The organism is Bradyrhizobium sp. S3.7.6 (assembly GCF_054061875.1).
In genome coordinates this window covers 2,432,274-2,458,911 of sequence record NZ_JBSSEQ010000001.1, presented here as the reverse complement: position 1 = coordinate 2,458,911, position 26,638 = coordinate 2,432,274, and the positions used below count along the sequence as shown (strand labels likewise).

The following is a 26,638-nucleotide window of genomic DNA, read 5'->3' as shown; positions in this document are numbered from 1 at the left end:
CAGGCGATGACTGACTTTTTCGCCGCATCCGCATCCCGGAATCATGCGTCGACACTCTAATTCGTCGGCACTCTAATTCTCCGGCTTGTAGCCGTCCGTCAGTGTCTTCAGAAACGCGATGATGTCGGCTTCGTCCTGCTCCGTCATTGCCGGCTTGTCGCCGGAGTGGCGATCGAAGGGCGGATCGGTGACGTCGACATTGGCATGATATTTTTGCGGCAGGTCGTCGTATTTCCGCACCGCGCCGTCGGCGCCGCGCGGAAAAACCTTTTCCGGATTGGTGTCGCGAAAATTGTAGAAATCCAGGACCTGCTCGAGGGTACTGAAGACGCCGTTATGGAAGAAGGCGTGGCGCGTCGCCGTGTTGCGCAGCGTCGGCGTCAGGAACATGCCGCAATATTGCGTCTGCTCGGGAATGTCGGTGCGCTGCGGGCCGCAGACGCCGAGATCGAAATGGTTGGGATCGCGGTTGCCGGCGAGCGCGGCATTGCGCGGCGCGCCGAGCGCCTCGTATTGGTGGTCGGTGAACAGCGGCGGCAGGCCGTCGCGGGTCGGCGCCGAGGTGTGACAGCCGGCGCAATTGGCCTTGTCGGGGTCGTTGAACATCTGCAGGCCGCGCAGCTCGCTTTCGGACAGCCGCGCCTTGCCCTCGAGCCAGTAGTCGTACTTGCTGGTGTAGGGATGGAAGCTGACTTCCTCCACCTGATAGCGCGCAACCGCGAACATCGCCTCCGCGATCAGGAGTCGCTGATTTCCGAGCACGCCGGCGCCGAACAGCTCGACGAAGCGATTGGCGTAAGGCGCACGGCGCAGCTTGTCCGCGACGATCTCGGCACTGCCGCCGTCCATCTCGTTGGGGTCGAGCAGCGGGAACAGCGCCTGGTCCTGGAGCGTGTCGGCGCGGCCGTCCCAGAACAGGCCGCCTTGCGGCACGATGTTCGCCGATGCGCCGCTGCCGCCGGCCGTCTTCGTCGTCCGCGCAGCCTGCTGGCCGATTGCAGCCATCTGCGCGAGATCGATGACGTTGTCGTCGTCGCCCTTGTCGGGGCCGATGCTGAAATTGGGGTGGCGATCGAGATAGGTCAGCGACGGCACCGCGCGCGCGCCTTGCCGCGACAGGGCGGCGCCGCCGAGCATCACCGGCCCGTCGTTGGGCGGGCCGTAGGCGTGATCCGGGCTGTGGCAGGATGCGCAGGACAGCGCGCCGGACGACGACAGAGAGGCGTCGTAGAAGATCTCCTTGCCGAGCTGCGCCATCGCGGACAATGGCGCGACGGGCGGGCGCATGGGGCGAACCGGATTCGGGTTCGCGCCGAGCTGGCTCGTCTCCGCAAGTCCCTGCGTCCCGGCCGCAAAGACGGCGCCGGCCAGACAAAGCAGGCCGGCGCCGAGGAGCCACATGGTGCGGCTGTTCATCAAGCGTCCCGTTGGACTAGTGGTGGTGGTGCTCGTCCGGCGGGCTGGTGATCGCCGTGCCGGAGGTCGGATCGAGGAACAGCGCGTCGGTCCGGTAGTCATGGCTGTGATCCTGATCGAAGTCGAACAGGTCCATGATCGAGCCGGAGCTGGCGTCGAACGAGCCGCCACCGATACGCTGGCCGCGCAGCCAGTTGTCCTCGATGAACCGCACCACGGACGCCTGCGAGATGTAGGTGCTGCTCACGTGGTTGGTCCTGGCGTAGGGCGAGACCACGATGAACGGAATGCGCGTGCCGGGACCGCAGCGGCCGTTCACCGGCTTGCCGGAGAGACCCTTCGGTGCCGGCTGCTTCTGCGGGCCGAGGCCGCACAGGCCCGGACCGTTGACCTGATCGGCGGTCGGATCGTAAGAGGCGGTCTTCGGCGCAACGTACTGGTGGTCGTACCAGCCGTCGGAGTCGTCATAGGTGATGATGACCGCGGTTTCGCGCCACTCCGGCTGCTTCTGGAGGAAGTTGATCAGCTCGACATTGCCGACCTGCTCGTCGAGCGGATCGGAGTTGCCGGCGTGACCGTCCTGGTAGGCCGACATCTTGATGTAGGAGACGGCCGGGAAATTGCCGGCCTTCACGGCGGCGTAGAAGTCCTCGAGGTCGTAGGCGTGGTTGGCCGGATCGACGGTCTTGCCGCCCTTCTCGTAGGTGTGGCCGATCGCATCGACCGAACTCGGCCGCGCATGGGTCGGGTTGGCGGTCGACTTGTAGTACTGGAACCAGGCGTGGTGCGGGCTGTAGTCCACGATCGTGCCGTTCACGTTGCTGGAGAACGTGGTGCGCGCGCAGCCGGTGGTGCCGTTGGCATTCTTGAGCGTCAGGTCAAAGCCGCCCATGAAGCTGCCCCAGCTGATGCGCTCGTCGTTGAGCAGGTCGCCGATGTTCTTGCCTGTCATCAGCACGGTGCTGCTCGTGCTCGAGCAGGAATCGTAGGCCGGGTCGGTGTCGCCGATCAGCGTCAGGCCGCCCTGGCCGTCGGCGATCGACGCCGAGGTGCCGACGATGTTCTGCGCGCCATTGGTCTGGCCGGAAATCACCGCGAGCGCGCCCTGCGTCGACGGACCGAAAGTGTCGGTCCAGGCATTGTCGCTCATGGCGAAGTGCTGGGCGTAGTTCCAGAAGGCGGTGGTGGTGTTGCCGTCGAAATAGCCCATGACCTGACCGTTGGTGCCGAACGCACCGGCGCCGCCGGCGGTGCCGCGGCCGGTGAATTTCGGAAACAGGTCTTCCTTGCCGTTGTCCACGGCCTGTTGCTCGGGCGTGTAGGAGTGGTTCTGCGAGCGCGTGTTGGCCTGAGTGCGGTCGAGGCGGAACGGATCCGTCGCGCCGGTGCCGTTGGCCGCGCTGTTGTTCGGATTGTTCACCAGCAAATGCGCGTTGGCGAGATTGTTGACCTTCGGCGTATGCGGCTTCGGCACGAAGGGGATCGAGCCCGACGGATTGGCCGCGTTCGGATAGGTCGCGAAGTAATGATCGAACGAGCGGTTCTCGTTGAAGATGATCACGAGATGCTTGATCGGCGTCTCGGTGTGGATGTCATGCGGATGACGGTGATGATCACGGTCGTGATCGTTGTCGCGACCTTGATCATGCCCGTGATCGCGGTCACGGCCGAAGTCGTCCGCAAGGACGGGAAGAGTGCACGCGAGCGCGCTCGCGGCCGCGACAATCGCAGCCGTCGTCAGTAGTCTCGATTTCATTTTTTTTGACGCCCCGGAAATGAGGATGTTTACGATCAGAAATGTTCTAAACATCGCGAGTGACAGAGCCGTGTCAGTTTGACGCACGAGACACTTTGCGCAGTGGTCGAGGCATAATTTTTTATGCAGCCACCCGCTTCGGCCGTACCGAAGCGCGTCTTGCCGTTTTATTCCAAGGGCGAAGGCAAAAATGATCGCGTTCAGATTGTTGCGCAATGCCCCCGGTTGCATTTAGCTTTGCCGGACAAGAACAAAGTCTCAGGGGGAAACATGAAAGCCGCTGTTCACAGGCGCACGCGCGATGTCGCGTCGGCTCTGGTCGCAACGTCCTTTGCCGGCTTTGCAAATTTCGCCGCTCATGCCGAGATCGTCGTCACCGCCAATGACGGCAAGATGATGCTGGAGAACGGCAATGCCGTGGTGCGCAAGCAGCCGCTGCCGGACACGGTCAGCGTCATCGATCTCGCCGATGGCGCGCTGAAGCTTTTGGGCGAGGTCCCGGCACCCGCCAGCGTAGTCGGGCCGCCGCCGAGCGTCGCGATTGCGCCGGACGGCTCGCTTGCGCTGGTCACGGGTGCGATGAAGCTCGATCCCGCGGACACGACCAAGACGGTCCCCGACGACAAGCTCTCGGTGATCGACCTCAAATCCACCCCGCCAAAGGTGCTCGCGACATTGCAGGCCGGCCCAGGCGCCGCCGGCGTCTCGATCAACCGTGCCGGCACGCTGGCGCTGGTTGCCAACCGCAGCGAAGGCACCGTCTCGGTCTTCGCGATCAGCGGCAATACGCTGACCGCAGGCGGGAAGATTCAACTCGGCGATGCCAAGTCCGGCCCCAGCCATGTAGTGTTCTCCCGCGACGGAGCCACCGCGCTGGTCACCCGCGACGGCGACAGCAAGATCTCGCTTCTGAGCGTGGACGGGACCAAGGTCGAATACACCAAGCGCGACCTCTCCGCCGGCATCCGCCCCTACGACATCGACCTCACCGGCAGCGCGGTGGCCGTCGTCGGCAATGTCGGTGCCAGCAGCGGCGACAGTGACACGATCAGTCTGATCGACATGACCGCCAAGCCGATCCGCGTCGTCACGACGGTTACCGTTGGACAGACACCTGAGGCCGTGAAGATGTCGCCGGACGGCAGCCATGTCGCCGTCACCGTCATGAACGGCTCGAACAAGCCATCGGCCTCGCCCTTCTTCAACGATTTCGGCCTGCTCAAAGTCTACAAGATCTCGGGCACCGACCTCACGCCGGTGGCGGAGGCCAAGATCGGCCATTGGTGTCAGGGCATGGTGTGGTCAAAGGACTCAAAACATGTCGTGGCGCAGTGCATGGTCGAGAACGAGCTGATCGCGTTCTCGTTCGACGGCAAGGCGCTGACCAGGACGTCCACACTCAAGCTGCAGGTGAGCCCCGCAGGCATTCGCACCGCGGAGCCGTGAGGCCAGTCGTAACAGCAGGCGAAGAGCCTGGAATGGCCGTCAGAGCCGCTTGGTGAAATGGTAGCGACGAATGCCGCCGCCCAATGTCTTGTTGCTGGCGGCATCGGCGATCTCCTCGCGCACCTTCTCGTATCCTGCGTTTCGATACAGCGCCAGCGCATCCTGCTGAAGCTCGGACGTGCTCAGCTGCAATTGCGGACGATTGCGGCGGCGGCACTCCTCTTCCGCAAACGCCAGCATCTTTCGCGCGATACCCCGGCGCCGCGCGCCGGGAGCAACGTACATGCGCCGTAACTCCATCGCGCGTTCGCCAGAGGCCTCCAGTCCAAACATGCCGACGATTTCATCGTCATCGACGGCGACCCAGAAACCGCCGCTCCGACCCGAATAATAATCGGCGAGACGATCTATCTCCTCCGCGAGGGAGCGGGTGATGTATCCTTCAAACGCCTCCGCCAAATGCACCGGCGCCAACAGGCGATTGACCTGGATGAACAGCTCGCGCACGGCGGCCGCATCGGCCAGCAAGAAAGCGCGGATCTGAATCTCGCTTGCCATGGAGCCGCTGCCGCTACTCCGTCCGGATCGGCGTGTCCTTCAGGCCATTGTTGTCATAGGCCTTGCGCAAGGCGCCGTTCGTCACCGCCTCGTTCATGAACTTGGTGACGAACGCCAGCGCTTGGCTGTGACCGAGCGGCACGGCCACCGCCGTCACCGTTTTCTTGAAGGTCTCGTCCAGCACCTTCGTGCCCGGGATCTTCTGCGCCATCTTGTTGAGCTGGTCGCGCGACAGCGCGAAGGCGTCGATCTCGCCGCTCTTCAGGAGGCCGAAGATCTCGTCATAGGTCTGATAGCCCGTGGCTTTCGCATTCTTCAGATGCGCGATCGCGCCGCGCATGGTCGTGGTGGCGTTGACGGCCGCGACCTTGATGCCGGGTTGATCGAGGCTGGCGAAGTTGGTGATGGCTGAGCCGGGCTTGACGATGTAGGTGGCATCCGCGACCTCGTAGATCGGGCCGAACATCATTTTGGTCTCGCGCTCGGGATCTTTTGGCAGCCAGGTGACGTCCCAGGTCCCCTTCGACGCCGCGTCGGTGATCTGCCCGGAATTCTGGTGCACGACATATTCGACGGGTACGCCGAGCTGGCCGGCCATCTCCTTGCCGAGGTCGACCGGCACGCCGGCATAGCCGGCTTCGGTCTTGGTCGACCAGAACGCGCCGCCCGCCGGGCTGATCGCGATCGCGACCCGCAGCTTGCCGGTCGGCGCGATCTCGTCCTTCAGGCCATCGGCTAGCGCGGGCATGGCGACTGCCGCTGCGAAAACGAGGCCGGCAAGGGCCGCCTGGAGCGACGTGGGCATGTCATGTTCTCCTCACCTTTTCTTCTCTGCTTCTCGACCGTTTCGTTTCCGTCACTCGGCCTTTGACACAATTCTGGTCGATCATGCACCCGATGAAGAGCGGTTTGCCATGACAAACCTGTCAAAGGCCACTGCGCCGTTTACAGTGTAAGGCTGGTGACCGCCATGGCTATGGTGTTCCACGGCCGGGCATTTGTTGGTAGCCTGCCACACCGACAGACAATAATCGGGGGCCACCGAATGACCTGCGCGAATCCCGCTGATCTCGCACAACGGAACGGAGCGTGGAGACATGTCGGGCGGGCACTCGTTGCCGCGGCGGCCGTGGTGGCGCTCGCCGGCTGCGAGGACAAGAACACGTTCGTGGCGCCGCCGCCGCCGAAGGTGGACGTCGCCACGCCGGTACAGCGGGCCGTGACGCGCTATGTCGAAGCCACCGGCAACACCGCGCCGGTCAAGAGCGTCGATCTGGTGGCGCGCGTGCAGGGCTTCCTGCAATCGATCGACTATCAGGACGGCAGCTTCGTCAAGCAGGGCACCCAGCTTTTCTTAATCGAGCCTGAGACCTACAAGCTCAAGCTCGAGCAGGCGCAGGCGGCCGAGGTCGGTGCGCAGGCCACGCTCAAGCAGGCCGAGGCCGATTTCAAGCGGCAGGTCGACCTCGTGCAGCGCCAGGCTGTCTCGCAGGCGACGCTCGACACCTCGACATCCACCCGCGACAACGCCCAGGCCAGTCTCCAGCAGGCCCAGGTCAATACGAGGCTCGCCGAGGTCAATTACGGCTACACCAAGGTGAGCGCGCCGTTCGACGGCATCGTCAGCGCGCACCTGGTCTCGATCGGCGAGCTCGTCGGCGTCTCCTCCCCGACCCAGCTCGCAACCATCGTCGCGCTGGATCCGATCTGGGTGAACTTCACGGTCAGTGAGCAGGACGTCCTTCGCATCCGCGCCGAAGCGGCCCGTCGCGGGCTGACCGTGGCCGACCTCAAACAGTTGCCGATCCAGGTGGGCCTCCAGACCGAGACCGGCTATCCGCATGAAGGCCACCTCGACTACGTCTCGCCGACCCTCAATACATCAACGGGCACGCTCGCGGTACGCGGCGTCTTGCCCAACGACAAGCGAGCGCTGCTGCCCGGCTATTTCGTCCGGGTCCGGGTGCCCTTCGACCAGGACAAGAACGCCCTCCTCGTCCCCGACACCGCGCTCGGCAGCGACCAGGGCGGCCGCTATCTCCTGGTGGTCAATAGCGACAACATTGTCGAGCAGCGCAAGGTGCAGATCGGTCAGGTCGACAACGGCCTGCGCGTGATCGAAAGCGGCTTGAAGCCGGACGACCGCGTGGTGATCGCGGGGCTGCTGCGCGTGATCCCGGGTCAGAAGATCGATCCGCAACTGACGAAGATCGAGCAGCCGCAGGCGTCTGCCAAGTGAGGGGGCGCCAGCCATGATCTCGAAATTCTTCATCGAGCGGCCGGTCCTCTCGAACGTCATCGCGCTTCTGATGATCCTGATCGGCGGCGTCGCGCTGTTCAACCTCGCGGTCGCGCAATATCCCGACGTGGTGCCGCCGACGGTGCAGGTCACCACGCGCTATCCGGGCGCCAGCGCCAAGACCGTGATCGACACCGTCGCGCTGCCGATCGAGCAGCAGGTCAACGGCGTCGAGGACATGCTCTACATGCAGTCCTACAGCGGCTCCGACGGCACCTATACGCTGACCGTGACCTTCAAGATCGGCACCGACCTCAACTTCGCACAGGTGCTGGTGCAGAACCGCGTCTCCAGCGCGCTGTCGCAACTGCCATCCTCCGTGCAGAACCAGGGCGTCACCGTCCAGAAGAAGTCGACCTCGATCCTGCTGTTCGTGACGCTGACCTCGCCGGACAAGACGTTCGACAGCCTTTATCTGAGCAACTACGCCACCATCAACATCCGCGACGAGCTTTCGCGCCTGCCCGGCGTCGGCAACGTCACGGTGTTCGGCGCCGGCCAGTATTCGATGCGGGTGTGGCTCGATCCGAACAAGCTCCAGGTCCGCGGACTGATGCCGTCGGACGTCGTCACGGCGATCCAGCAGCAGAGCCAGCAGGTCTCGGCCGGCCAGGTCGGCGCGCCGCCGACGCCGCCGGGACAGGCGTTCCAGTACACGCTCAACGTCAACGGCCGGCTCGACGACACCACCCAGTTCGAGAACATCATCGTCAAGACCGGCACCAGTGGCGACGTCACGCGCGTGCGCGACGTCGGCTGGGTCGAATTGGGCGCGCAGACCTACAGCCAGATCTTCTCGCTGAACAATCAGCCGGCCACCGGCATCGGCGTGTTCCAGTCGCCGGGCGCCAACGCGCTCCAGGTCGAGCAGGCCGTCGAGAAGAAGATGGCGGAGCTTGCAAAGCGATTCCCCGAAGGCATCAAATACGACACGCCGTTCGACACCACCAAATTCGTCGAAGCCTCGGTGCACGAGGTCTACATGACGCTGATCGAGGCCGGCCTGCTGGTGCTGGTCGTGATCCTGGTGTTCTTGCAGGACTGGCGCGCAATGCTGGTGCCGGCGACCACCGTGCCCGTCACCATCATCGGCGCGTTCGCGGCGATGGCGGCGCTCGGCTTCACCATCAACATGTCGACGCTGTTCGCGATCGTGCTCGCGATCGGCATCGTCGTCGACGATGCCATCGTCGTGGTCGAAGGCGCCGCGCACAACATCGAGCAGGGCATGAACGGCCACGACGCCGCGATCAGGGCAATGGACCAGCTGTTCGCGCCGATCGTCGGCATCACCCTGGTGCTGATCTCGGTGTTCCTGCCGGCCTCGTTCCTCGCCGGCCTCACCGGGCGCATCTATTCGCAATTCGCGCTGGTGATCGCGGCGACCGCGCTGCTATCCGCCATCAACGCGGCCACGCTGAAGCCGACGCAATGCGCGCTCTGGCTGCGGCCCACGGTGCCGCCGGAGCAGCGCAACTTCTTCTACCGCGGCTTCAACGCCGTCTATAACCGTGTCGAGCGGGGCTACACGCGCCTCATCGGCGTGCTGTGCAGGAACAGCACGATCTCGGTCGCATTCGCACTGGTGCTGATCGGGATCGGCGGCTACGGCCTGTCGCGGGTGCCGACCGGCTTCCTGCCGATCGAGGACCAGGGCTATTTGATCGCCGCCGTGCAACTGCCCGACGGCGCCGCGCTGGAGCGGACCCAGACGGTGCTCGACAGAGCGAGCGAGCTGATCAAGGACACGCCTGGTGTCCAGCAGGTCATCACCATCGCCGGCATCTCCGCGCTCGACAACAGCGCCAGCCTCGCCAATGCCGGCGTCGCCTACATCATCCTGAAGGACTGGTCGGCGCGCAAAGGGCCCGGCGAAGATCTGCGTTCGCTGGTCTACGGGCTGAACGACAAGCTCGCGACCATCATGGAGGCACGCACCCTGGTGTTGCCGCCGCCGCCGATCCAGGGCATCGGCAACGCGGCCGGCTTCTCGATGCAGGTCGAGCTGCGCGACGGCAACAGCGATTTTGCAAAGCTCCAGGCCATCACCGGCGCGATGGTTTCCAACGCCCAGAGCCAGAGCGCGCTGCAGCGCGTATCGTCTTCGTTCCGCTCGTCGGTGCCGCAGTTCAACGTCGAGATCGACCGCATCAAGACCCAGACGCTGCACGTCACCACCGATCAGGTGTTCGCGGCGCTGTCGACCTATCTCGGCTCGTCCTACGTCAATCAGTTCAACAAGTTCGGACGCGTGTTCCAGGTCTATACCCAGGCCGATCCGGCATTCCGCGTCACCGAGCGCGACATCGCCAACATGCAGGTACGCAACTCGAACGGCGACATGATCCCGATCGGCACCGTCGCCACGATCACGCCGGCCACCGGTCCGTCGCTGATCAGCCTCTACAACCTCTACCCTTCCTCGACCATCGTCGGCCTGCCGGCGCAGGGCTACTCGTCCGGCCAGTCGCTGAAGCTGATGGAGGAGATCGCGGACAAGACGCTGCCGCCGGGCACGGGCTATGAGTGGACCGCGATGTCCTATCAGGAGAAGGCCGTCTCGAACCAGATCTACTGGGTGTTTGGCCTTGCCATGCTGCTGGTCTATCTCGTGCTCGCCGGCCAGTACGAGAGCTGGTACGCGCCGATCTCGGTGATCCTCGCGGTGCCGCTATCGCTGATCGGGCCCATGCTCGTCCTCAACGCCTTGAAGATCGACAACAACCTCTATTGCCAGATCGGCCTGATCCTGCTGATCGCGCTGTCGGCCAAGAACGCGATCCTGATCGTCGAGGTCGGGCTCGAGCTGCATAACCGCGACGGCAAGCCGGTGCTGGAATCCGCGATCGAGGCGGCGCGCGCCCGCTTCCGGCCGATCCTGATGACGTCGTTCGCCTTCATCCTCGGCGTGGTGCCGCTGGTGATCGCGACCGGCGCCGGCGCCAGCGCGCGCAAGTCGATCGGCATCACCGTGTTCTCGGGCATGCTGGCCTCGACCTGCCTTGCGGTGCTGTTCGTGCCGGCCTTCTTCGTGGTGGTGCAGCGCTTCGAGAACTGGCGCACGTCGAAGAAGGCGCCGAAGGCAAAGACGGCGGCCGAGGTGAAACCGTAGTTTTTCCGCGGAGGCGGGCTGCCGACAAACAAAAAAGTCGAAAACAACCCCATGCACAGTAGAACGGCGTTGATGGCATTTGAGCGTTCCGGTGCTTTGACCCGTCGGGCAAAACACCGGCAGAATGGCATTGTGGGCGGGGTGCACGATGCGCCGGTCCATCCCCCGTCATTGCGAGCCCAGCGAAGCAATCCAGAGTCCCTCCGCGGAAAGATTCTGGATTGCTTCGCTACGCTCGCAATGACGATGGGGCGAGAGGCGCCCGTCTCTCGGCAATCCCTCACGCCGGCTGCGGCGTCCTGATCTCGCGCGGCAGGATGATCGCGGCGGCGATCGCGAGCAGGCACAGGGCAGCGAAGGCGTGCAGCATGGTGACGAAGCCGCCCTGCTCATAGAGCCAGGCGACCAGGCCGACGGAGGCGCCCGCGGCGGTGAAGCCGATGAAATAGCGCACGGCATAGGCGCGCGAGCGCCATTCCTCGCTGGTGTATTTGCCGACCATGGCATCGTTCACCGTGACCTGCCCGAACGCGCCCATGACGATGCCGATCGAGACCAGGATCAGCGGCAGATTGGACAGGTTCGCGGCGAGATACAGGAACGGCGCCAGCATGAAGGACAGCGGCAGCGCCACCGTCTTCAGCGAGTAGCGGTCGAGCAGCCGGCCGATCGTGTACTGGGTCATCGCGCCGAACACGTAGACGCAGGCCGCGATGACGCCGAGCAGCGCCGGGCTTTTTGTCAAATCCGCGAGCCGCTCGGCAAACAGCTTCGGCAGCGCGACGGTAACCGCGTTGAACGTCGTCGAGATCGCGATCACGACGATCAGCAGCGACAGGATCACGCGCCACATGTCTTTCTTCGCCACGCGCGCTTGAGCTGCCGCCTGCTTCGAGCCCTTGCGGTCCTCATGCACGACCATCATCGCAAAGGCGATGCCGATCAGGATGGTGACGACACCGGGCACGATGAAGGCAAAACGCCAGCCGAGATACTGGCCGATCACGCCGGTCACCAGCGCGGAGGAGGCAACGCCGAGATTGCCCCAGACGCCGTTGATCCCCATCTCGCGGCCGAGCCGGTCGGCATAGGACACGATCATCGCGGTGCCGACGGGGTGATAGATCGAGGCAAAAATGCCGATCGCGAACAGCGCCGCGCCGAGCTGTGCCGGGGTCTGCACGAAGCCGACCGAGATCATGGAAGCACCGATGCCGACGAAGAAGATCAGCATCATGTGGCGGCGGCTCCAGCGGTCCCCGAGCCAGCCGGTGAGCAGCGAGCCGGCGCCGAAGGCGACGAAGCCCGGCGTCGCATAGGGCAGAAGTTCCGAATAGGCCATGCCGAGCGCCGGCCCCATGATGATCACGGCGGCGGCGAAAATCAGCATCGCATAATGGTCGATGAAATGGCCTGCGTTGACGAAACTGATCACCCGGCTGGGACTATTCATTCCGAATCCTCTCCTGCTCCGAAATGGGTTATATGTCGGAGCCATGACGGGATGCTGCCAATGACTGTCTTGGAAACGCCAATCCTGCGGGAGGTCCGGAGCAACCATCGCTCGCCAGCGGGTGTGCACCTCGTCGCCCGCGACTATCCCAAGGGCATGCGGATCGATCTGCACATGCACCGCGAGGCGCAGCTGATCTATGCCGCCAAGGGCACGATGCAGGTGACGACGCCCGCGGGGCGCTGGCTGGTGCCGCCGGACCGCGCCGTCTGGGTGCCGGCCGGGCTCGAGCATGCCCTCGACCTGCTCGCCGACATCGAGATGCGCACGCTGTATTTCGACCTGCCCTGGCTCAAGCGCGAACAACGCTATGAGGGGCTGACCAAGGAATTCGTGGTGCGGGTATCGCCGCTGCTCAACCAGGCGATCCTCGCGCTGTTCGACGCGCGCAACACCGAGGAGCGCACCGAGCTGCTGGTCCGCCTGGTGATGCTGGAATTGCACCAGGCGGAGGATTCCGCGACCTTCGTGCCGCTGCCGCATGAGCCGCGCTGCCGGCGCGCCGCGATGATCGTGCTCGACGATCCCACCGGCCTGCACGACATCGACACGCTGGCGCGTGAGGTCGGAACCTCCGCGCGTACGTTGTCGCGGCTGTTTTCGACCGAGACGCAATTGAGCTTCAAGAGCTGGTGCCAGCGCGCAAGGGTTGCGGCAGCGATCCAGCGGCTGTCGACCGACCCCAATGTGTCGGTGAAGCAGCTCGCCACCCAGCTCGGCTATGCCAGCGTGCCGGCGTTTTCGGCAGCATTCCGTCAGGTGACTGGGCGGACGCCGACGGAGTTTGCGGGGAAATAGTCACGGTGTCGTCGCCCGGCTTGACCGGGCGACCCAGTATTCCAGAGACGGCCGTGATTGAGCCGAGAGGCCGCGGCGTACTGGATGCCCCGGTCAAGCCGGGGCATGACAGCTTTGGTGGCACTCTCGGCCTCGCGGGGCATGACAGCTTTCCTGGTGGCGCATGGCACCACGAAAGATACAAAATTCCCCTGCTTGATTGTGATCGGCTTCCGCCTAAATCCCGTGTAAGCTTCCGCAGCGCACAAACCGGAATCGAAACGACCAGATGGCCAACGCCTTCTTCTCAGACCTGCTCGCCACCATCTCCGATCGCGGCCGCACGCTGCTGCGCCGCGGGGATTCCGCCGACGCCAAGCACGATGCCGACGGGCTGATCGAGCTCTGCGGTGCGCTGCTGTCCGGTCGTGGCGAAGCTTCGGGCACCGCCATGGCGCGTGAGGTGCTCGACATCTACCAGGAGTTGGATGCGGCAGGACGCCGCGCCTTCTTCGAAGCCCTGGTGCGCGATTTCGGCCCCGATCGCGAACGCCTGTCCAAGGCGATCGAAAAATGGCGCGCCAGTCCCAGTGACGAAGACGCGAGCTCGCTGCATTTCGCCTCCGAGCCGCGCCGGCAGGAGCTGATCCGCCGCCTCAACCGCGCGCCGGGCGGCACCGGCGATCTCGTCAACATGCGCGCCGATCTGCTCGGCATGATGAACGGTCACACCGATCTCGCCGCGCTCGATCGCGACGTCTCGCACCTTCTCTCGTCGTGGTTCAACAGGGGGTTTCTCGTGCTGCGCCGGATTGACTGGTCGACCCCGGCCAACATCCTCGAAAAGATCATCCGTTACGAAGCCGTGCACGAGATCAGCGACTGGGACGACCTGCGCCGCCGCATCGATCCGGTCGACCGGCGATGCTACGCCTTCTTCCATCCCGCCATGGTTGACGAGCCCCTGATCTTCGTCGAGGTGGCGCTGACCGAGACGATCCCCGGTGCGATCGCGCCGCTGCTGGCGGTCGACCGCCAGCATCTGCCGATCGAGCGTGCGCGCACCGCGGTGTTCTATTCGATCTCCAACACCCAGCGCGGGCTTGGCGGCATCTCCTTCGGCAGCTTCCTGATCAAACAGGTGGTCGAAGAGCTGCGCCGCGAGACGCCAAAACTCGACACCTTCGTGACGCTGTCGCCGGTGCCGGGCTTCATGCAATGGGTGAAGCAGGACAGGGACCTGCCGCTCTCGGACGAGGACCGCGAGGTGCTGAAGCGCCTCGACGATCCCAAATGGTTCGAGAACCCCGAGACGACGACGCTGCTCCGCACCGTGATCGAGCCGCTCGCGGCCTATTACTTCCTGAAAGCGCGCACGCCGAAGGGCAAGCTGATCGATTCCGTCGCCCGCTTCCATCTCGGCAACGGCGCACGGCTCGAGCGCATCAACTGGCTCGGCGACCTCTCGCCGAAAGGCGCGCGCGAGTCCGCCGGCGTGATGGTCAACTACCTCTACCGCCTCGACGACATCGAGAAGAACCACGAAGCCTACGCCAATGACGGCGAGGTCGTGGCGTCGAGCGCGGTGAAGAAGCTGCTGAAGGGCGAGGGGCGCAGGCTGCTGGACATGCGGCTGTCGTAGGGACAATTGCGGTGTCATCGTCCGCGAAGGCGGACGATCCAGTATTCCAGAGGCCGGCGTTGGAGAAACTCGCTCTGACCACATCCGCCGCGGCGTACTGGATGCCCCGCCTGCGCGGGGCATGACAGCGGAGCGCGGCGGCTACTGGACATACCGCTATCCCAGGCGCTATCCGTTTCATCAGTTCCTGCACCAAAGACGGGACACCATGAAACGACGCGACTTTCTCAGCCTGACCGCAGCGGCGGCAACCGGCCTCTCGCTTTCGCCCGCGCGCAGTTTCGCGGAGGGATCTGGCTCCGGGCCAGAAATGACGGCGCTGTGCGACTACATGAGCGCTGCGAAAACCCGCGCGCTGCCGCCCGAAGTCGTCGAACAAGCAAAGCACCACATCCTCGACACGCTGGCGTCGATGATATCAGGATCGGAGCTGCCGCCCGGTCAGGCGGCGCAGCGCTACATTCGCGCCAATGCTGCGCAGGGGACATCGACCATTGCCGGCACATCGCTCACCGCGTCGCCAGTCGAAGCTGCGCTTGCCAACGGCGTTATGGCGCATGCCGACGAGACCGACGATTCGCACAGCCCGTCGCGCTCGCATCCCGGCAGTTCGACTGTGCCCGCGGCACTTGCGCTCGGCGAACACCTCGGAATCGACGGCGCCCATTTTCTGCGTGCGGTGACGCTCGGCTATGACGTCGGCACGCGCGTGGTGATGGCGATGGGCGGGGCCGATTTCAGCTATGAAAGCGTGCTGAGCACGCACAGCATTTCCGGTACGTTCTGCGCTTCCGCTGCGGCGGCTAGCGTCGCCGGCTTCGACGCGCACCGGATGCGCTGGGTGCTCGACTATGCCGCGCAGCAATCCTCCGGCTTCATCGTGTGGCGGCGCGACGTCGACCATATCGAGAAGGGGTTTGTGTTCGCCGGCATGCCGGCCCGAAACGGCGTGACGTCGGCACTGCTGGTGCGTTCGGACTGGAACGGCGTCGACGACGTGTTCTCAGGGCCAGACAATTACTTCCTGGCCTATGCGCCGAAGGCAGCGACCGGAAAACTCGTGGAGAAGCTTGGCGAGCGTTACGAGATCGCAGGCACCGACATCAAGAAATGGACGGTGGGTTCACCGATCCAGGGACCGCTCGATGCGGTCTACGCCATCCGCAGCAAGCAGGCGTTCGAGGCCGGAGAGGTCAAGCGCGTCACCGTACGTCTTGCGCCGTCGGTCGCCGAGGTCGTGGACAACCGCGACATCCCCGACATCTGTCTCCAGCACATGGTCGCCGTGATGCTGCTCGACAAGACCGCCTCGTTCCACGCCGCGCACGACAAGCCGCGCTTGCAGGACGCGGCGGTTTTGAAGGAGCGCGCCAAGGTGAATTTGGTGCGCGACGAGGAGCTGGCCAAACTATTGCCGGTGCGCGTCGCCGTCGTCGAGATAGAGCTCACTGATGGAAGCCGCCTCTCCGAGCGCGTCACCGCCGTGCGCGGCACGCCGCGCAACCCGATGACGCGCGACGAGGTCATCGACAAGGCGCGCGATCTGATTGCCCCAGTGGTCGGCGGCGAGAAGGCCGAGCGGTTGATCAAGTCGGTGTATGAGATTGAGGCTGTGACCGACATCCGCAGCTTGCGGCCGCTGCTGCAACGCGTGTGAGGAGCGAAATTTCGTAAGGGATGGCAGACTTTCGCCACATCGTCATTGCGAGGAGCTCTTGCGAAGAAACAATCCAGACTGCCTCCACAGAGAGATTCTGGATTGCTTCGCTGCGCTCGCAATGACGGAGCGTGTGGCAGGCATCTCGCCCCGCGCCACGCATCGTCGAGCTACAATTGGAATTCTTCCATGACATCCGATGGTGCCGCATCTCCTCGGCCAATAAGCCCCTCGGACCGGATCGACGCCATCGACGTGCTGCGGGGCATTGCCCTGTTCGGCGTCATGGCCATCAACGTGGTCATGGAATTTCGCATTTCGATCTTCGAGCAGTTTCTTGGTGCCAGGACGCTTGCTTCGCCGGTTGATCGCGCCGTCGAAACGATCCTGACGCAGGCCGTGGAGCTCAAGGCGTTTGCGCTGTTCTCGCTGCTGTTCGGCGCAGGCCTTGCCATTCAATTCGACCGGCTCGCGAACAGCGAGCGCCGCACTTTCCTGCTCCTGCGGCGGCTCGCTGTGCTGCTGGTGTTCGGCGTCATTCATTTGTGCCTGATCTGGAACGGCGATATCCTCACCGAATATGCACTGGCGGGATTCATCGTGCTGCCGTTCCTGTTTGGCCCGCGCTGGTTGCTGACGCTCGCCGCGCTGGCGTCTCTCGCGCTGTATCTGGCCATGCAGGCCTTTCCGCCCGCGGGGTTGTTTCCCGGCAGGACCGCGATCTGGCGGGACGTCATGGATGCAAATCGCATCTATGCGACGGGCGGCTTCCTCGACGTGCTGGCGTTTCGTCTCCGCGAAATTCCTCTCATCGCGTCCCTGCACGCGTTCGTCTTCTTGCGCACGATCGGGCTGTTTCTCGTCGGAGCGCTGGCCTGGCGGAGCGGCATTCTGCAAAATGCCCGCGGCCTGCTCGTCATCGCGCTTCCGGCTATCTGTCTCGGCGCGGCCTTGCTTTACGTCGGCATCGAGCCGCTCGGCAACATCCTGCTGGCGCTGGGCTATGGTGCCGCCATCCTCTTCATCGCCAGTTTCGGACGCGGCAAGAGGCTGCTCGGCTGGGCCGCGCCGCTCGGCCGGATGGCATTCACCAACTACGTCGCACAATCGCTCATCTTCGGCTGGATCTTCTACGGCTACGGCCTTGGCCTGTTCGGACGGCTCGGCATCACCCAGGCCCTCGCTATCGGCATCGCCGTCTACGTCGGACAGGTGCTGTTCAGCGCATGGTGGCTGCGCCACTGCCGATACGGCCCGATCGAATGGCTGTGGCGCACGCTGATGTATGGTGCACTGCAGCCGATGTTGTTGTCACGGGTGGAGGGCGTGCAGTGACCAAGGTCCCTCCGCCGTCATTGCGAGGAGCACATGCGACGAAGCAATCCAGACTGCCTCCGCGGAAAGATTCTGGATTGCTTCGCTACGCTCGCAATGACGGGATGAGTGGCGCCCTCTCGCCTACTACCGCCACTCCCCCTGTCGTCAGATCAGCGTCTCGTAGAGATCCGTCCAGTCCGGATTGGCGCTCTCGATCAGCGCAAGCTTCTTCGCTCTGCTGCCACCCTTGATCTGCTTCTCACGTACAATCGCATCGGTCATTGTCGCGTGCAGTTCGTACCAGACGAGAAGCTTGCAGCCGTGCCTCTGCGAAAAGACTCTGGATTGCTTCGCTGCGCTCGCAATGACGGAGAGTGTCGGCGCGGCCGTCGAGCCCAATCCTACTCCGCCAGCGCCTTCATTTCCTTGTAGAGATCGAACTTGCCTTCGAAGCCGATGCCCGGCAGGTCGGGCATGGTGATGTGGCCGTTCTCGACGCGCACACCATCCGGGAAGCCGCCGTAGGGCTGGAACAGGTCGGGATAGCTCTCGTTGCCGCCGAGGCCGAGGCCGGCTGCGATGTTGAGGGACATCTGGTGGCCGCCGTGGGGGATGCAGCGGCTCGGCGACCAGCCGTAGGTTTTCAGGACCTCCAGCGTGCGCTGGTATTCGCAGAGGCCATAGGACAGCGCGCAGTCGAATTGCAGCCAGTCGCGATCCGGGCGCATGCCGCCGTAGCGGATGAGGTTGCGCGCGTCCTGGTGGCTGAACAGGTTTTCGCCCGTGGCCATCGGGCCCGGATAGAATTCGGCGAGCGCGGCCTGCAGCGCGTAGTCGAGGGGATCGCCGACTTCCTCGTACCAGAACAGCGGATAGTCCCGCAGCATTTTTGCGTAGGCGATGCCGGTCTCGAGATCGAAGCGGCCGTTGGCATCGACCGCGAGCTGCGCGTCCTTGCCGATCTCCTTCAGCACCGCCTCGATGCGGGTGCGGTCGTCCTCGATCGACGCGCCGCCGATCTTCATCTTCACGACGTTGTAGCCGCGATCGAGATAGCCGCGCATCTCGCCGCGCAGCATCGAGAGATCCTTGCCGGGATAGTAATAGCCGCCGGCGGCGTAGACGAACACGCGCGGATTTGCTTTCACGCCGTGCCGTTCGGCGAGCAGGCGGAACAGCGGCTTGCCTGCGATCTTCGCCACCGCGTCCCACACCGCCATGTCGATGGTGCCGACCGCGACCGAGCGCTCGCCATGGCCGCCCGGCTTCTCGTTGGTCATCATCGCGCCCCAGACCTTGTCGGGGTCGAGATTGTCACCAGCCGCATTCAGCAGCGACTTCGGATCGGCCTCCAGGATGCGCGAGGCAAAGCGCTCGCGGATCAGGCCGCCCTGCCCGTAGCGGCCGTTGGAATTGAAGCCGTAGCCGACGACGCGCTTGCCGTCGCGGACGACGTCAGTGACGACGGCGACGAGGCTCGTCGTCATCTTGGTGAAGTCGATATAGGCGTTGCGGATCGGCGAAGAGATCGGCTTCGTGATCTCGCGGACGTCAACGATGCGGACGGACATGGGGTTGGCCTTTTACTTTCGTCATTGCGAGGAGCGAAGCGACGAGGCAATCCAGACTGTCACGGCGGAAAGATTCTGGATTGCTTCGCTTCCGCCGTCGCTCTTCGAGCTATGGCGGACAAGTCGCTCGCAATGACGTGGAGAGAGTGTGCGCTCCTCGCAATGACGGGTGGAGAGAGCACGGCGCGCTTAGAAACTATTTCTTATCCCTGAAATACGGCTCGACCGGACCATGCACCTTGATCGTCAGCGGATTGCCGTGGCGGTCCTTGGCGTTGCCGGCGGTGACGCGGACCCAGCCTTCGCTGATGCAGTACTCCTCGACATTGGTCTTCTCGACACCCTTGAAGCGGATGCCGACGTCGCGCGAGAGAATATCCGCGTTGTAATAGGGGCTGTTCGGGTCGACCGACAGGCGGTCCGGAAATTCGTCGCTCATGATTGTCTCGCTCATAACAGGGTCTCGATTTGATTCCGCAGTCCTTCCGGCCGTGCGGTCGGCGCGTAGCGCGCGATCACCTTGCCGGCACGGTCCACGAGAAATTTGGTGAAATTCCATTTGATGGAGGCGCCCAGCAGGCCGGATTGCTGGCGTTTCAGGTACTCATACAGAGGGTGCGCATGGGCGCCGTTGACGTCGATCTTCTCGAACAGGGGAAAGGTGACGTCGTAGTTGGTCGAGCAGAAGGACTGGATCTCGCTCGCCGGCCCCGGCTCCTGCGCGCCGAACTGGTTGCAGGGAAAGCCGAGCACCGAGAAGCCGCGCGGCGAGAGGTCGCGATAGAGATCCTCGAGCCCGCGATATTGCGGTGTGAAGCCGCATTTGCTCGCGGTGTTGACGATCAAGAGCACCTGCCCTTCGAAACGGCGCATGGGCACCTCCTCGCCGAGAAGCGAGTTGGCCTTGAAGTCGTAGATCACAGACATCGCTAACCCACGGGATCGATCGGCGACGGCGGCACGCCGCCCGCCTCGATCGCTTCGCCTGCGAGCAGACACAGATCCTCGCGATAGCGGCCGGACACGATGTGCACGCCGACCGGCGCCTTGCCAACCAGACCGGTGGAGACCACCAGGCCCGGCAGTCCCATGAACGGGGTCGCGATTTGCGGCATCTGCGCCTCCCAGACGCGCTCGAAGGATTCGTTGTCCTTGCGGTCGAGATGATCCGGGAACGGCAACTCGCCGGACACCGGCGTGAGCACCACGGCATATTTTTCGAAGAACAGCATCCAGTCGCGGGTCAGCGTGGCGCGGCGCGTGAGCGCCTTGGCGTAGTCCGCCTGGTCCATCGGCGTGACCTTGGCGCGATTGCCGCGCAGGCAGGCCAGCGCACCGGGATCGCCTTCGCGCTCAGCCATCTCCAGCTGCGCCTCATAGCCGTCGCCAAGCCAGAGTTTTCTCTGCCACTCGACCGCCTCGCGCATCGGCGGCGTGTTCTCGATGACCTCGACAGTCCAGCCGGCGCGCTCCAGCCGCTTGCCGGCGTCGGTCACCGCGGCCTTCACCTCCGGTTTGGTCGCAAGCCCGTCCGGGTTGAGGCAGAGCGCGGCGCGCTTCGGCCGCGCGGGGCCCTCCAGCGGCGCCGGCACGAACCAGGGGTCGCGGATGTCGCGGGCCGACATGGCTTCGAGCGAGATCCTGAGATCGTTGACCGTGCGCGCCAGCGGGCCCGAGACGGCCATGATCTGCGGCCCGATCGGACGCTCCGGCAGCGCCGGGTTGAAGGCCGGGATGCGGCCGAGCGTCGGGCGCAGGCCGTGCACGCCGCAGGCATAGGCGGGATAGCGGATCGAGCCGGCGATGTCGGTGCCGTGGGCGATATGGCCGATGCCGGCCGCGACCGCCGAGCCGGCGCCGCCGGACGAGCCGCCCGGGGTCAGCGAGGCATCGCGGGGGTTCTTGGTGTCGCCATGGACCAGATTGGTGGTGAACCAGCGATAGGAGAAGGCCGGGCAATTGGTGCGGCCAAGCAGGATGGCGCCCGCTTTGCGGAAATTGGCGACCACCGGATTGTCCTCGCGCGCGATCAGGTCGCGCTGGAGTTTCAGGCCGTTGGTGGTGGCAAAGCCTTCCTGGTCGACATTGGCCTTGATGGTGACGGGCACGCCGGCGAGCACACCGGGATCGTCTCCCCTGGCGATGGCGGCATCGACGGCATCAGCCTGCTTGAGCACGTCCTCCGGCCGGTGGTCGATCACCGCGTTGAGCTGGGGATTGACGGCGTCCAGGCGGGCCAGACCGGCCTTGGCCGCCTCCCTGGCGGAGACCTTTTTGGATTTGACGAGGGTAGCGAGGTCGGCGGCCGACAGGCGCCAGAGATCTTGCATGGTTTGCTCCGTTTAACCGGCGTCTTTTAGCGCCGGGAACGCGGCAAAGCCATGCGGATTTCGCGGGGAGGAAGAGCGGGCTTGGCGCCGGGTGGTGCCTCATTCCCGGTCATTGCGAGCGCAGCGAAGCAATCCAGAATCCCTCCGCGGAGACAATCTGGATTGCTTCGTCGCAAGGGCTCCTCGCAATGACAGGGGAGCGCGCGGGGGCCTCAATGCCTGGTCGCGGACTGATCCGGGATGTCCAGCAGGGCCTCGGTGAAGGGGAATTCGAGCACGATCTCCCCGTCGTCGTCGGTCACCTCGATGACGGCCTCCATGAGCGCCGGCTGGGCGCCCTCCGACTTCACCACCTCCAGGATCATCTGGCGGGCGACCTCCCAGGCGCGATCGGGGTTACGCAGGTCCTCCCCGTCGGGATCCACGATCAATTCGTCGCCGATGCGGGTGTTGAAGAAGTATCTGGGCATCACGAGAGTCCAAATTGGGAGGCCTGTACCGGATTGAAAGCTGCACTGCACTCACAACTGCTTTATCAGGACAGGGTTCGCGACCGAATGCGCCACGCGCAAGGCAGCATCACGGGAAGTGATGTTCCACCATCATTTTCGCGGCGCAACATGGCTTTCTCGGGAAGATTTCACTAGCGAAGTTTTCCGCTCGCATTACTTTAACCGTTGGGCGGATACGTCCGAATTCGTGAAAATGGAGAGCCAAAATGGCTTGGAAAGCCCCGAAGATCGTCGAAGTGCCCTGTGGCATGGAAATCAACATGTATGTGAGCGCCACCCGCAAGTAAGCGGTTGGTGGTTTCTGCGCAGGTGGATCTTTCGGTCACGATCGGTTTCCGGAAGACACGAACTTTGTCGGCATCCGTGTCGGCCTGAGATCCACCTCGCGACGTTCCCTCCAGGAGACGTATTATGCTTCGCGTCGTCGTCCTGGGCGCCGGGGCCGGCGGCGGAGTCCCGCAATGGAACTGCGGGTGTGAGGGCTGCCGGGCGGCCCGTGAAAATGGCCAGGAGCTTCAGAGAACCCAAGCCTCGGTCGCTTTCAGTGGCGACGGCGAGCACTGGTTCCTGATCAACGCCTCCCCCGATCTTCGCCAGCAATTGAACGCCACGCCGCAGCTGCATCCCAAGGCCGGCGCGCTGCGCCATACACCTGTTGCAGGCGTGATCCTGACCAACAGCGAGGTGGATGCGGTCGCGGGCCTGCTGTCGATGCGCGAGGGCTCACCCTTCACGGTCTATGCGCATCAGAAGGTGCTGGCGATCCTGAAGAGCAACAGCATCTTCAACGTCCTGAACGAGAAGAACGTACAGCGCCAGCCGATTTCCATCCACGAGCCGTTCGAGCCGCGGCTGCCTGATGGCGCGCGCTCAGGACTTGAGGTGCTGCCCTTCGCGGTGCCCGGCAAGTCGGCCTGGTATCTGGAAGGTAAGGCGCATCCCGGCGGCGAGACCGGCGACGGCGATACGCTGGGACTCAAGATCACGGACAAATCAACCGGCAAGTGCTTCTACTTCATCGCCGCCTGCGCCGAGGTGACCGATGCGCTCAAGGCCGAGATCGATGGCGCAGCACTGGTGTTCTTTGACGGCACGGTCTGGCAGGACGACGAGATGATCAAGGCCGGGCTCGGCCACAAGACCGGCAAGAGCATGGGCCATGTCGCGATGTCCGGTCACGATGGCGCGATCGCGCGCCTCGCCGACCTCACTCTCGACAGGAAGATGTTTCTGCATATCAATAACTCGAATCCGGCGCTGCTGCCCGATACGCCGGAGCGTAAAGCGCTTGAGGCCGCGGGCTGGCGGATACCCGCCGACGGAACGGAGATCGTGCTGTGAATGCCGCGTCACTGACTGGAATGACCGCGCTCTCTGTTGGCAAGGACATCAGGCTCAACTCGGCCGAGGAGCTTGAGGCGACGCTGCGCCATATCGGGGCTACGCGCTATCACAGCCTGCATCCGTTCCATAAGCTGCTGCACGGCGGCAAGCTGAACAAGGGCCAGGTGCAGGCCTGGGCGCTGAACCGCTACTATTACCAGAGCACGATCCCGATCAAGGACGCCGTGGTGATCTCGCGCTTCCGCGACCGCGCTACGCGGCTGGAATGGCGCCACCGCATCGAGGACCATGACGGCGACGTCGGCAGCGAGGGCGGTATCGAGCGCTGGCTGAAGCTGACCGAAGGCCTCGGCCTCGACACGGCCTATGTGGAATCGACCGAAGGCATCTTGCCGGCGACGCGCTTCGCGGTCGAAGCCTATGTCCATTACTGCCGCGAGAAGAGCCCGCTGGAGGCGATCGCCTCCTCGCTCACCGAATTGTTCGCGCCGAACCTGCACGAGGAGCGCATCTCCGGCATGCTGGAGCACTACGACTTCGTCAATCCCGACATCATGAGCTACTTCAAGCGACGCTTAGCGCAGGCGCCGCGCGATGCCGGTTTCGCGCTCGACTACGTCAAGGCGCATGCCACGACGCCGGAGCAGCGCGCCTCCGTCTGCAACGCGCTGATCTTCAAGACCAACGTGCTGTGGGTGCAGCTCGATGCGCTCCAGCACGCCTATGTCGAGGGCCACATTCCGCCGGGCGCCTTCGTGCCCAAAGCGAGCTGAGGGATCAGAGCAATGGCCGGGCCGCGGAACATCAGCGTCAGCGAGGCAAGCCGCCCGGTGCTGCCGCGGCATGCCAAGCTGAAATATGACGAGACGCGCAAGGTCTGGGTGATCCTGGCGCCGGAACGGGTGCTGGCGCCCGACGAGATCGCGGTCGAGGTCTTGCAGCTCTGCGATGGCGAGCGCAATGTCGGCGACGTCGCCGACCAGCTGGCCGCGAAATACGCCGCGCCGCGCGAAGCGATCCTGGCGGACGTCATCGTCATGCTGCAGGATCTCGCCGACAAGGGCTTCCTCACCGAGGCCCGGGAGAAGACGTCATGAGCGACCTGCTCGGCAATCTTCCGCCCGACATCAGCGACAGCCTCGCGGTGCTGGAGAAGCAACGCTCGACAGCGGAGACGTTCGGCATTCCGCTCGCCGTATTGCTCGAGATCACGCATCGCTGCCCGCTGCAATGCCCCTATTGCTCCAATCCGGTCGAGCTCGACCGCTCCGGCAAGGAACTGACGACCGAGGAGTGGAAGAAGGTCTTGAGCGAGCTCGCCGAGATCGGCGTGCTCCAGGTGCATTTCTCCGGCGGCGAGCCGACGGCGCGGAAGGACCTCGTCGAGCTGGTCAAGCATGCCAGCGACGTCGGCCTCTATACCAATCTGATCACCTCGGCCGTGCTGCTGACGCGCGAGCGGCTGAGCGAGCTGGCGGATGCCGGGCTCTGCCATGTGCAGATCAGTTTCCAGGGCGTTGAAGAAGGTCTCGCCGACCGCGTCGCCGGCTACAAGAACGGGCATCGCAAGAAGCTCGAAGTGGCGAAATGGACGCGCGAGCTCGATCTGCCGCTCACCGTGAACGCGGTGATGCACCGGCAGAACCTGCACCAGCTCCCCGACATCATCCAGATGTCGATCGATCTCGATGCCGACCGGCTCGAGGTCGCCAATGTCCAATATTACGGCTGGGCGCTGAAGAACCGCGCCGCGCTGATGCCGACCGTGGCGCAGTTAGACGAATGCACCCGCATCGTCGAGGAGGCGCGCGAGCGGCTGAAGGGCACGCTCGCCATCGACTACGTCGTTCCCGATTATTACGCGCTGCGGCCGAAGAAATGCATGGGCGGCTGGGGCCGGCAGTTCTTCAACATCTCGCCGGCCGGCAAGGTGCTGCCCTGCCACGCCGCCGAGAGCATCACCGGGCTCGACTTCGAATCCGTGCGCTCCAATCATTCGATCGCCTGGATCTGGCAGAACTCGGACGCCTTCAACCGCTATCGCGGCACCGGTTGGATGAAGGAGCCGTGCAAGACCTGCGAATTCCGCGAGATCGATTTCGGCGGCTGCCGCTGCCAGGCCTTTGCGCTGACGGGCGACGCCGCCAACACCGATCCCGCCTGCGCGCTGTCGCCGCTGCACGAGACCATCTTCAACCAGGCCGAGCGCGAGGCCGAGGGCGAGACCAACCGCTTCCTCTATCGCAATTTCGCCGGCGGCACTCTGGAATCCGGGAATGATGCCTGACGCCGACGCGGCCGCATCCGCCAAACGTGCCGATCCCTTTGCGCCGCTGACCTCCGACATGCTCGACGTCGGCGACGGCCACGAGCTCTATGTCGAGAGCGTCGGCCGCGCTGACGGCATCCCCGCCATCTATCTGCATGGCGGGCCCGGCAGCGGCTGCCAACCCGACCATCGCAAGCTGTTCGATCCCGAACGCTTCTGCGCGGTGCTGTTCGACCAGCGCGGCTGCGGCCGCAGCCGTCCCAAGGGATCGCGGGAAAATAACACGACGGCGCATCTGATCGCGGACATGGAGAAGATCCGCGAGAAATTCGGCTTCGACCGCTGGATGGTGGTCGGCGGCTCCTGGGGCGCGACGCTGGCGCTGGCCTATGCCGAGGCCCATCCCGACCGCATCTCCGGCATTGCGCTCCGCGCAACCTTCCTGGGCACCCGTGCCGAGGTCGAAACCGCTTTCACGTCGCGCCTGTCGCAATTCTATCCAGCGCTCCACGAGGATTTTCTCAGCGTGCTGCCGCCCGATGAGCGCGCACACCCGGTGGACGCCTATTGGCGCCGCATCCTCGATGCCGATCCGGCCCTGCATGGTCCCGCCGCGCGGGCCTGGCACGACACCGAACGCGTCCTGTCTGAGCACAAGGCGGCCAAGACGGGGCTGGACCTCGCATCGCTGAACGTGTGGCGCACGCTGCCTGCGACGCCATTCATGGAGGCACATTATTTCGTCCACGACAGCTTCATGACGGACGACCAGCTGTTGCGGAACGCCGGCAAGCTCGCTGGCATTCCCGGCATCATCGTGCAGGGCCGCTACGATCTGTTGTGCCCTCCTGAGACATCCGAGCGGCTTGCGAAAGTTTGGCCGGGTTCCGAGATTCGGATCGTGGAAGAAGCCGGACATTCGCTCTATGATGCCGGCGTGCGGGACGCGGTCATGAAGTCGATCGCCGATCTCGCGTCGAAAGCCGCGCGCTAGATCGATCTCCTCATCCTGAGGAGCGCTCCAAAAGGAACGCGTCTCGAAGGATAAGGCCCGGATCTAGCAGTGGGGCCTTCATGGTTCGCGACGCCACTTCGTGGCTCCTCGCCATGAGGGTCTGA

24 protein-coding genes are annotated in these 26,638 nt (G+C 64.2%); 13 read left to right on the top strand and 11 right to left on the bottom strand.

Annotated features, from left to right (window positions below; genetic code table 11):
• Positions 1-72: 72 nt before the first annotated feature.
• Complete coding sequence (locus ACVJ5M_RS11650) at positions 73-1,416, bottom strand: cytochrome-c peroxidase (protein WP_354099544.1); 1,344 nt, start codon at positions 1,414-1,416, stop codon at positions 73-75.
• Positions 1,417-1,432: 16 nt separating this feature from the next.
• The gene (locus tag ACVJ5M_RS11645) at positions 1,433-3,172 is read right to left on the bottom strand and encodes a phospholipase C (protein ID WP_166102303.1); all 1,740 of its coding nucleotides are present in this window, start codon (positions 3,170-3,172) and stop codon (positions 1,433-1,435) included.
• A 270-nt stretch (positions 3,173-3,442) separates the two neighbouring features.
• On the opposite strand from ACVJ5M_RS11645, the gene ACVJ5M_RS11640 reads away from it, so the two are divergent.
• A complete protein-coding gene (locus ACVJ5M_RS11640) occupies positions 3,443-4,618 on the top strand; it encodes a lactonase family protein (RefSeq protein ID WP_063981439.1) in 1,176 nt (391 codons plus the stop codon).
• A 39-nt stretch (positions 4,619-4,657) separates the two neighbouring features.
• On the opposite strand, the gene ACVJ5M_RS11635 is transcribed toward ACVJ5M_RS11640, so the two are convergent.
• Positions 4,658-5,176 (bottom strand): GNAT family N-acetyltransferase, encoded by a 519-nt coding sequence (locus ACVJ5M_RS11635; protein WP_063981438.1) that lies wholly within the window; start codon positions 5,174-5,176, stop codon positions 4,658-4,660.
• A gap of 13 nt (positions 5,177-5,189) precedes the next feature.
• Complete coding sequence (locus ACVJ5M_RS11630; protein WP_283017518.1) at positions 5,190-5,981, bottom strand: ABC transporter substrate-binding protein; 792 nt, start codon at positions 5,979-5,981, stop codon at positions 5,190-5,192.
• Between the two features lie 240 nt (positions 5,982-6,221).
• Here ACVJ5M_RS11630 and ACVJ5M_RS11625 point away from each other — a divergent pair, with 240 nt between their 5' ends.
• Positions 6,222-7,415, top strand: coding sequence for an efflux RND transporter periplasmic adaptor subunit (locus ACVJ5M_RS11625; protein WP_063981436.1), 1,194 nt, complete (start codon positions 6,222-6,224; stop codon positions 7,413-7,415).
• 13 nt (positions 7,416-7,428) lie between these two features.
• A complete protein-coding gene (locus ACVJ5M_RS11620; RefSeq protein ID WP_283017519.1) occupies positions 7,429-10,587 on the top strand; it encodes an efflux RND transporter permease subunit in 3,159 nt (1,052 codons plus the stop codon).
• A gap of 280 nt (positions 10,588-10,867) precedes the next feature.
• Here the strand turns inward: ACVJ5M_RS11620 and ACVJ5M_RS11615 are convergent, their stop codons facing one another.
• Entirely contained in the window at positions 10,868-12,040 is a 1,173-nt protein-coding gene (locus tag ACVJ5M_RS11615; RefSeq protein ID WP_063981434.1) for an MFS transporter, read from the bottom strand.
• 51 nt (positions 12,041-12,091) lie between these two features.
• On the opposite strand from ACVJ5M_RS11615, the gene ACVJ5M_RS11610 reads away from it, so the two are divergent.
• From ACVJ5M_RS11610 to ACVJ5M_RS11595, 4 genes are all read left to right on the top strand, one after another.
• The gene (locus ACVJ5M_RS11610; protein ID WP_371497412.1) at positions 12,092-12,898 is read left to right on the top strand and encodes an AraC family transcriptional regulator; all 807 of its coding nucleotides are present in this window, start codon (positions 12,092-12,094) and stop codon (positions 12,896-12,898) included.
• A 268-nt stretch (positions 12,899-13,166) separates the two neighbouring features.
• Positions 13,167-14,519: a malonyl-CoA decarboxylase gene (locus ACVJ5M_RS11605; RefSeq protein ID WP_063981433.1), complete on the top strand. Its 1,353-nt coding sequence runs from the start codon at positions 13,167-13,169 to the stop codon at positions 14,517-14,519.
• Positions 14,520-14,727: 208 nt separating this feature from the next.
• Positions 14,728-16,176 (top strand): MmgE/PrpD family protein, encoded by a 1,449-nt coding sequence (locus tag ACVJ5M_RS11600; RefSeq protein WP_063986129.1) that lies wholly within the window; start codon positions 14,728-14,730, stop codon positions 16,174-16,176.
• 189 nt (positions 16,177-16,365) lie between these two features.
• A complete protein-coding gene (locus tag ACVJ5M_RS11595) occupies positions 16,366-17,511 on the top strand; it encodes a DUF418 domain-containing protein (RefSeq protein WP_063981432.1) in 1,146 nt (381 codons plus the stop codon).
• 147 nt (positions 17,512-17,658) lie between these two features.
• Here the strand turns inward: ACVJ5M_RS11595 and ACVJ5M_RS11590 are convergent, their stop codons facing one another.
• From ACVJ5M_RS11590 to ACVJ5M_RS11565, 6 genes are all read right to left on the bottom strand, one after another.
• A complete protein-coding gene (locus tag ACVJ5M_RS11590; protein ID WP_371498107.1) occupies positions 17,659-17,859 on the bottom strand; it encodes a GIY-YIG nuclease family protein in 201 nt (66 codons plus the stop codon).
• A 35-nt stretch (positions 17,860-17,894) separates the two neighbouring features.
• Entirely contained in the window at positions 17,895-19,064 is a 1,170-nt protein-coding gene (gene tarD, locus ACVJ5M_RS11585; protein WP_063981430.1) for a D(-)-tartrate dehydratase, read from the bottom strand.
• A 196-nt stretch (positions 19,065-19,260) separates the two neighbouring features.
• Positions 19,261-19,518: a DUF3297 family protein gene (locus tag ACVJ5M_RS11580; RefSeq protein WP_015684132.1), complete on the bottom strand. Its 258-nt coding sequence runs from the start codon at positions 19,516-19,518 to the stop codon at positions 19,261-19,263.
• Positions 19,515-19,991 carry a glutathione peroxidase gene (locus tag ACVJ5M_RS11575; RefSeq protein ID WP_063981429.1) on the bottom strand — a complete coding sequence of 159 codons (477 nt, stop codon included), beginning with the start codon at positions 19,989-19,991 and terminating at the stop codon, positions 19,515-19,517. Before ACVJ5M_RS11575 ends, ACVJ5M_RS11580 begins: the two co-directional genes overlap by 4 nt.
• 2 nt (positions 19,992-19,993) lie before the next feature.
• Positions 19,994-21,394 carry an amidase family protein gene (locus ACVJ5M_RS11570; RefSeq protein WP_063981428.1) on the bottom strand — a complete coding sequence of 467 codons (1,401 nt, stop codon included), beginning with the start codon at positions 21,392-21,394 and terminating at the stop codon, positions 19,994-19,996.
• A gap of 212 nt (positions 21,395-21,606) precedes the next feature.
• The gene (locus ACVJ5M_RS11565) at positions 21,607-21,864 is read right to left on the bottom strand and encodes a DUF6894 family protein (protein ID WP_063981427.1); all 258 of its coding nucleotides are present in this window, start codon (positions 21,862-21,864) and stop codon (positions 21,607-21,609) included.
• Between the two features lie 248 nt (positions 21,865-22,112).
• On the opposite strand from ACVJ5M_RS11565, the gene pqqA reads away from it, so the two are divergent.
• The 6 genes from pqqA (at position 22,113) to pip (ending at position 26,513) form a co-directional block, all read left to right on the top strand.
• On the top strand, positions 22,113-22,193 hold the full coding sequence (pqqA, locus tag ACVJ5M_RS11560; RefSeq protein WP_007595659.1) for a pyrroloquinoline quinone precursor peptide PqqA: 81 nt from the start codon (positions 22,113-22,115) through the stop codon (positions 22,191-22,193).
• 124 nt (positions 22,194-22,317) lie between these two features.
• Positions 22,318-23,247: a pyrroloquinoline quinone biosynthesis protein PqqB gene (gene pqqB, locus ACVJ5M_RS11555; RefSeq protein WP_063981426.1), complete on the top strand. Its 930-nt coding sequence runs from the start codon at positions 22,318-22,320 to the stop codon at positions 23,245-23,247.
• Positions 23,248-23,267: 20 nt separating this feature from the next.
• Entirely contained in the window at positions 23,268-24,023 is a 756-nt protein-coding gene (pqqC, locus tag ACVJ5M_RS11550) for a pyrroloquinoline-quinone synthase PqqC (protein WP_175618535.1), read from the top strand.
• A gap of 12 nt (positions 24,024-24,035) precedes the next feature.
• Entirely contained in the window at positions 24,036-24,347 is a 312-nt protein-coding gene (gene pqqD / locus ACVJ5M_RS11545) for a pyrroloquinoline quinone biosynthesis peptide chaperone PqqD (RefSeq protein WP_028147039.1), read from the top strand.
• The gene (gene pqqE, locus ACVJ5M_RS11540; RefSeq protein ID WP_456679288.1) at positions 24,344-25,537 is read left to right on the top strand and encodes a pyrroloquinoline quinone biosynthesis protein PqqE; all 1,194 of its coding nucleotides are present in this window, start codon (positions 24,344-24,346) and stop codon (positions 25,535-25,537) included. Before pqqD ends, pqqE begins: the two co-directional genes overlap by 4 nt.
• Positions 25,527-26,513, top strand: coding sequence for a prolyl aminopeptidase (pip, locus tag ACVJ5M_RS11535; RefSeq protein WP_063981423.1), 987 nt, complete (start codon positions 25,527-25,529; stop codon positions 26,511-26,513). The genes pqqE and pip overlap by 11 nt, the downstream gene beginning before the upstream one ends.
• Positions 26,514-26,638: the final 125 nt, after the last annotated feature.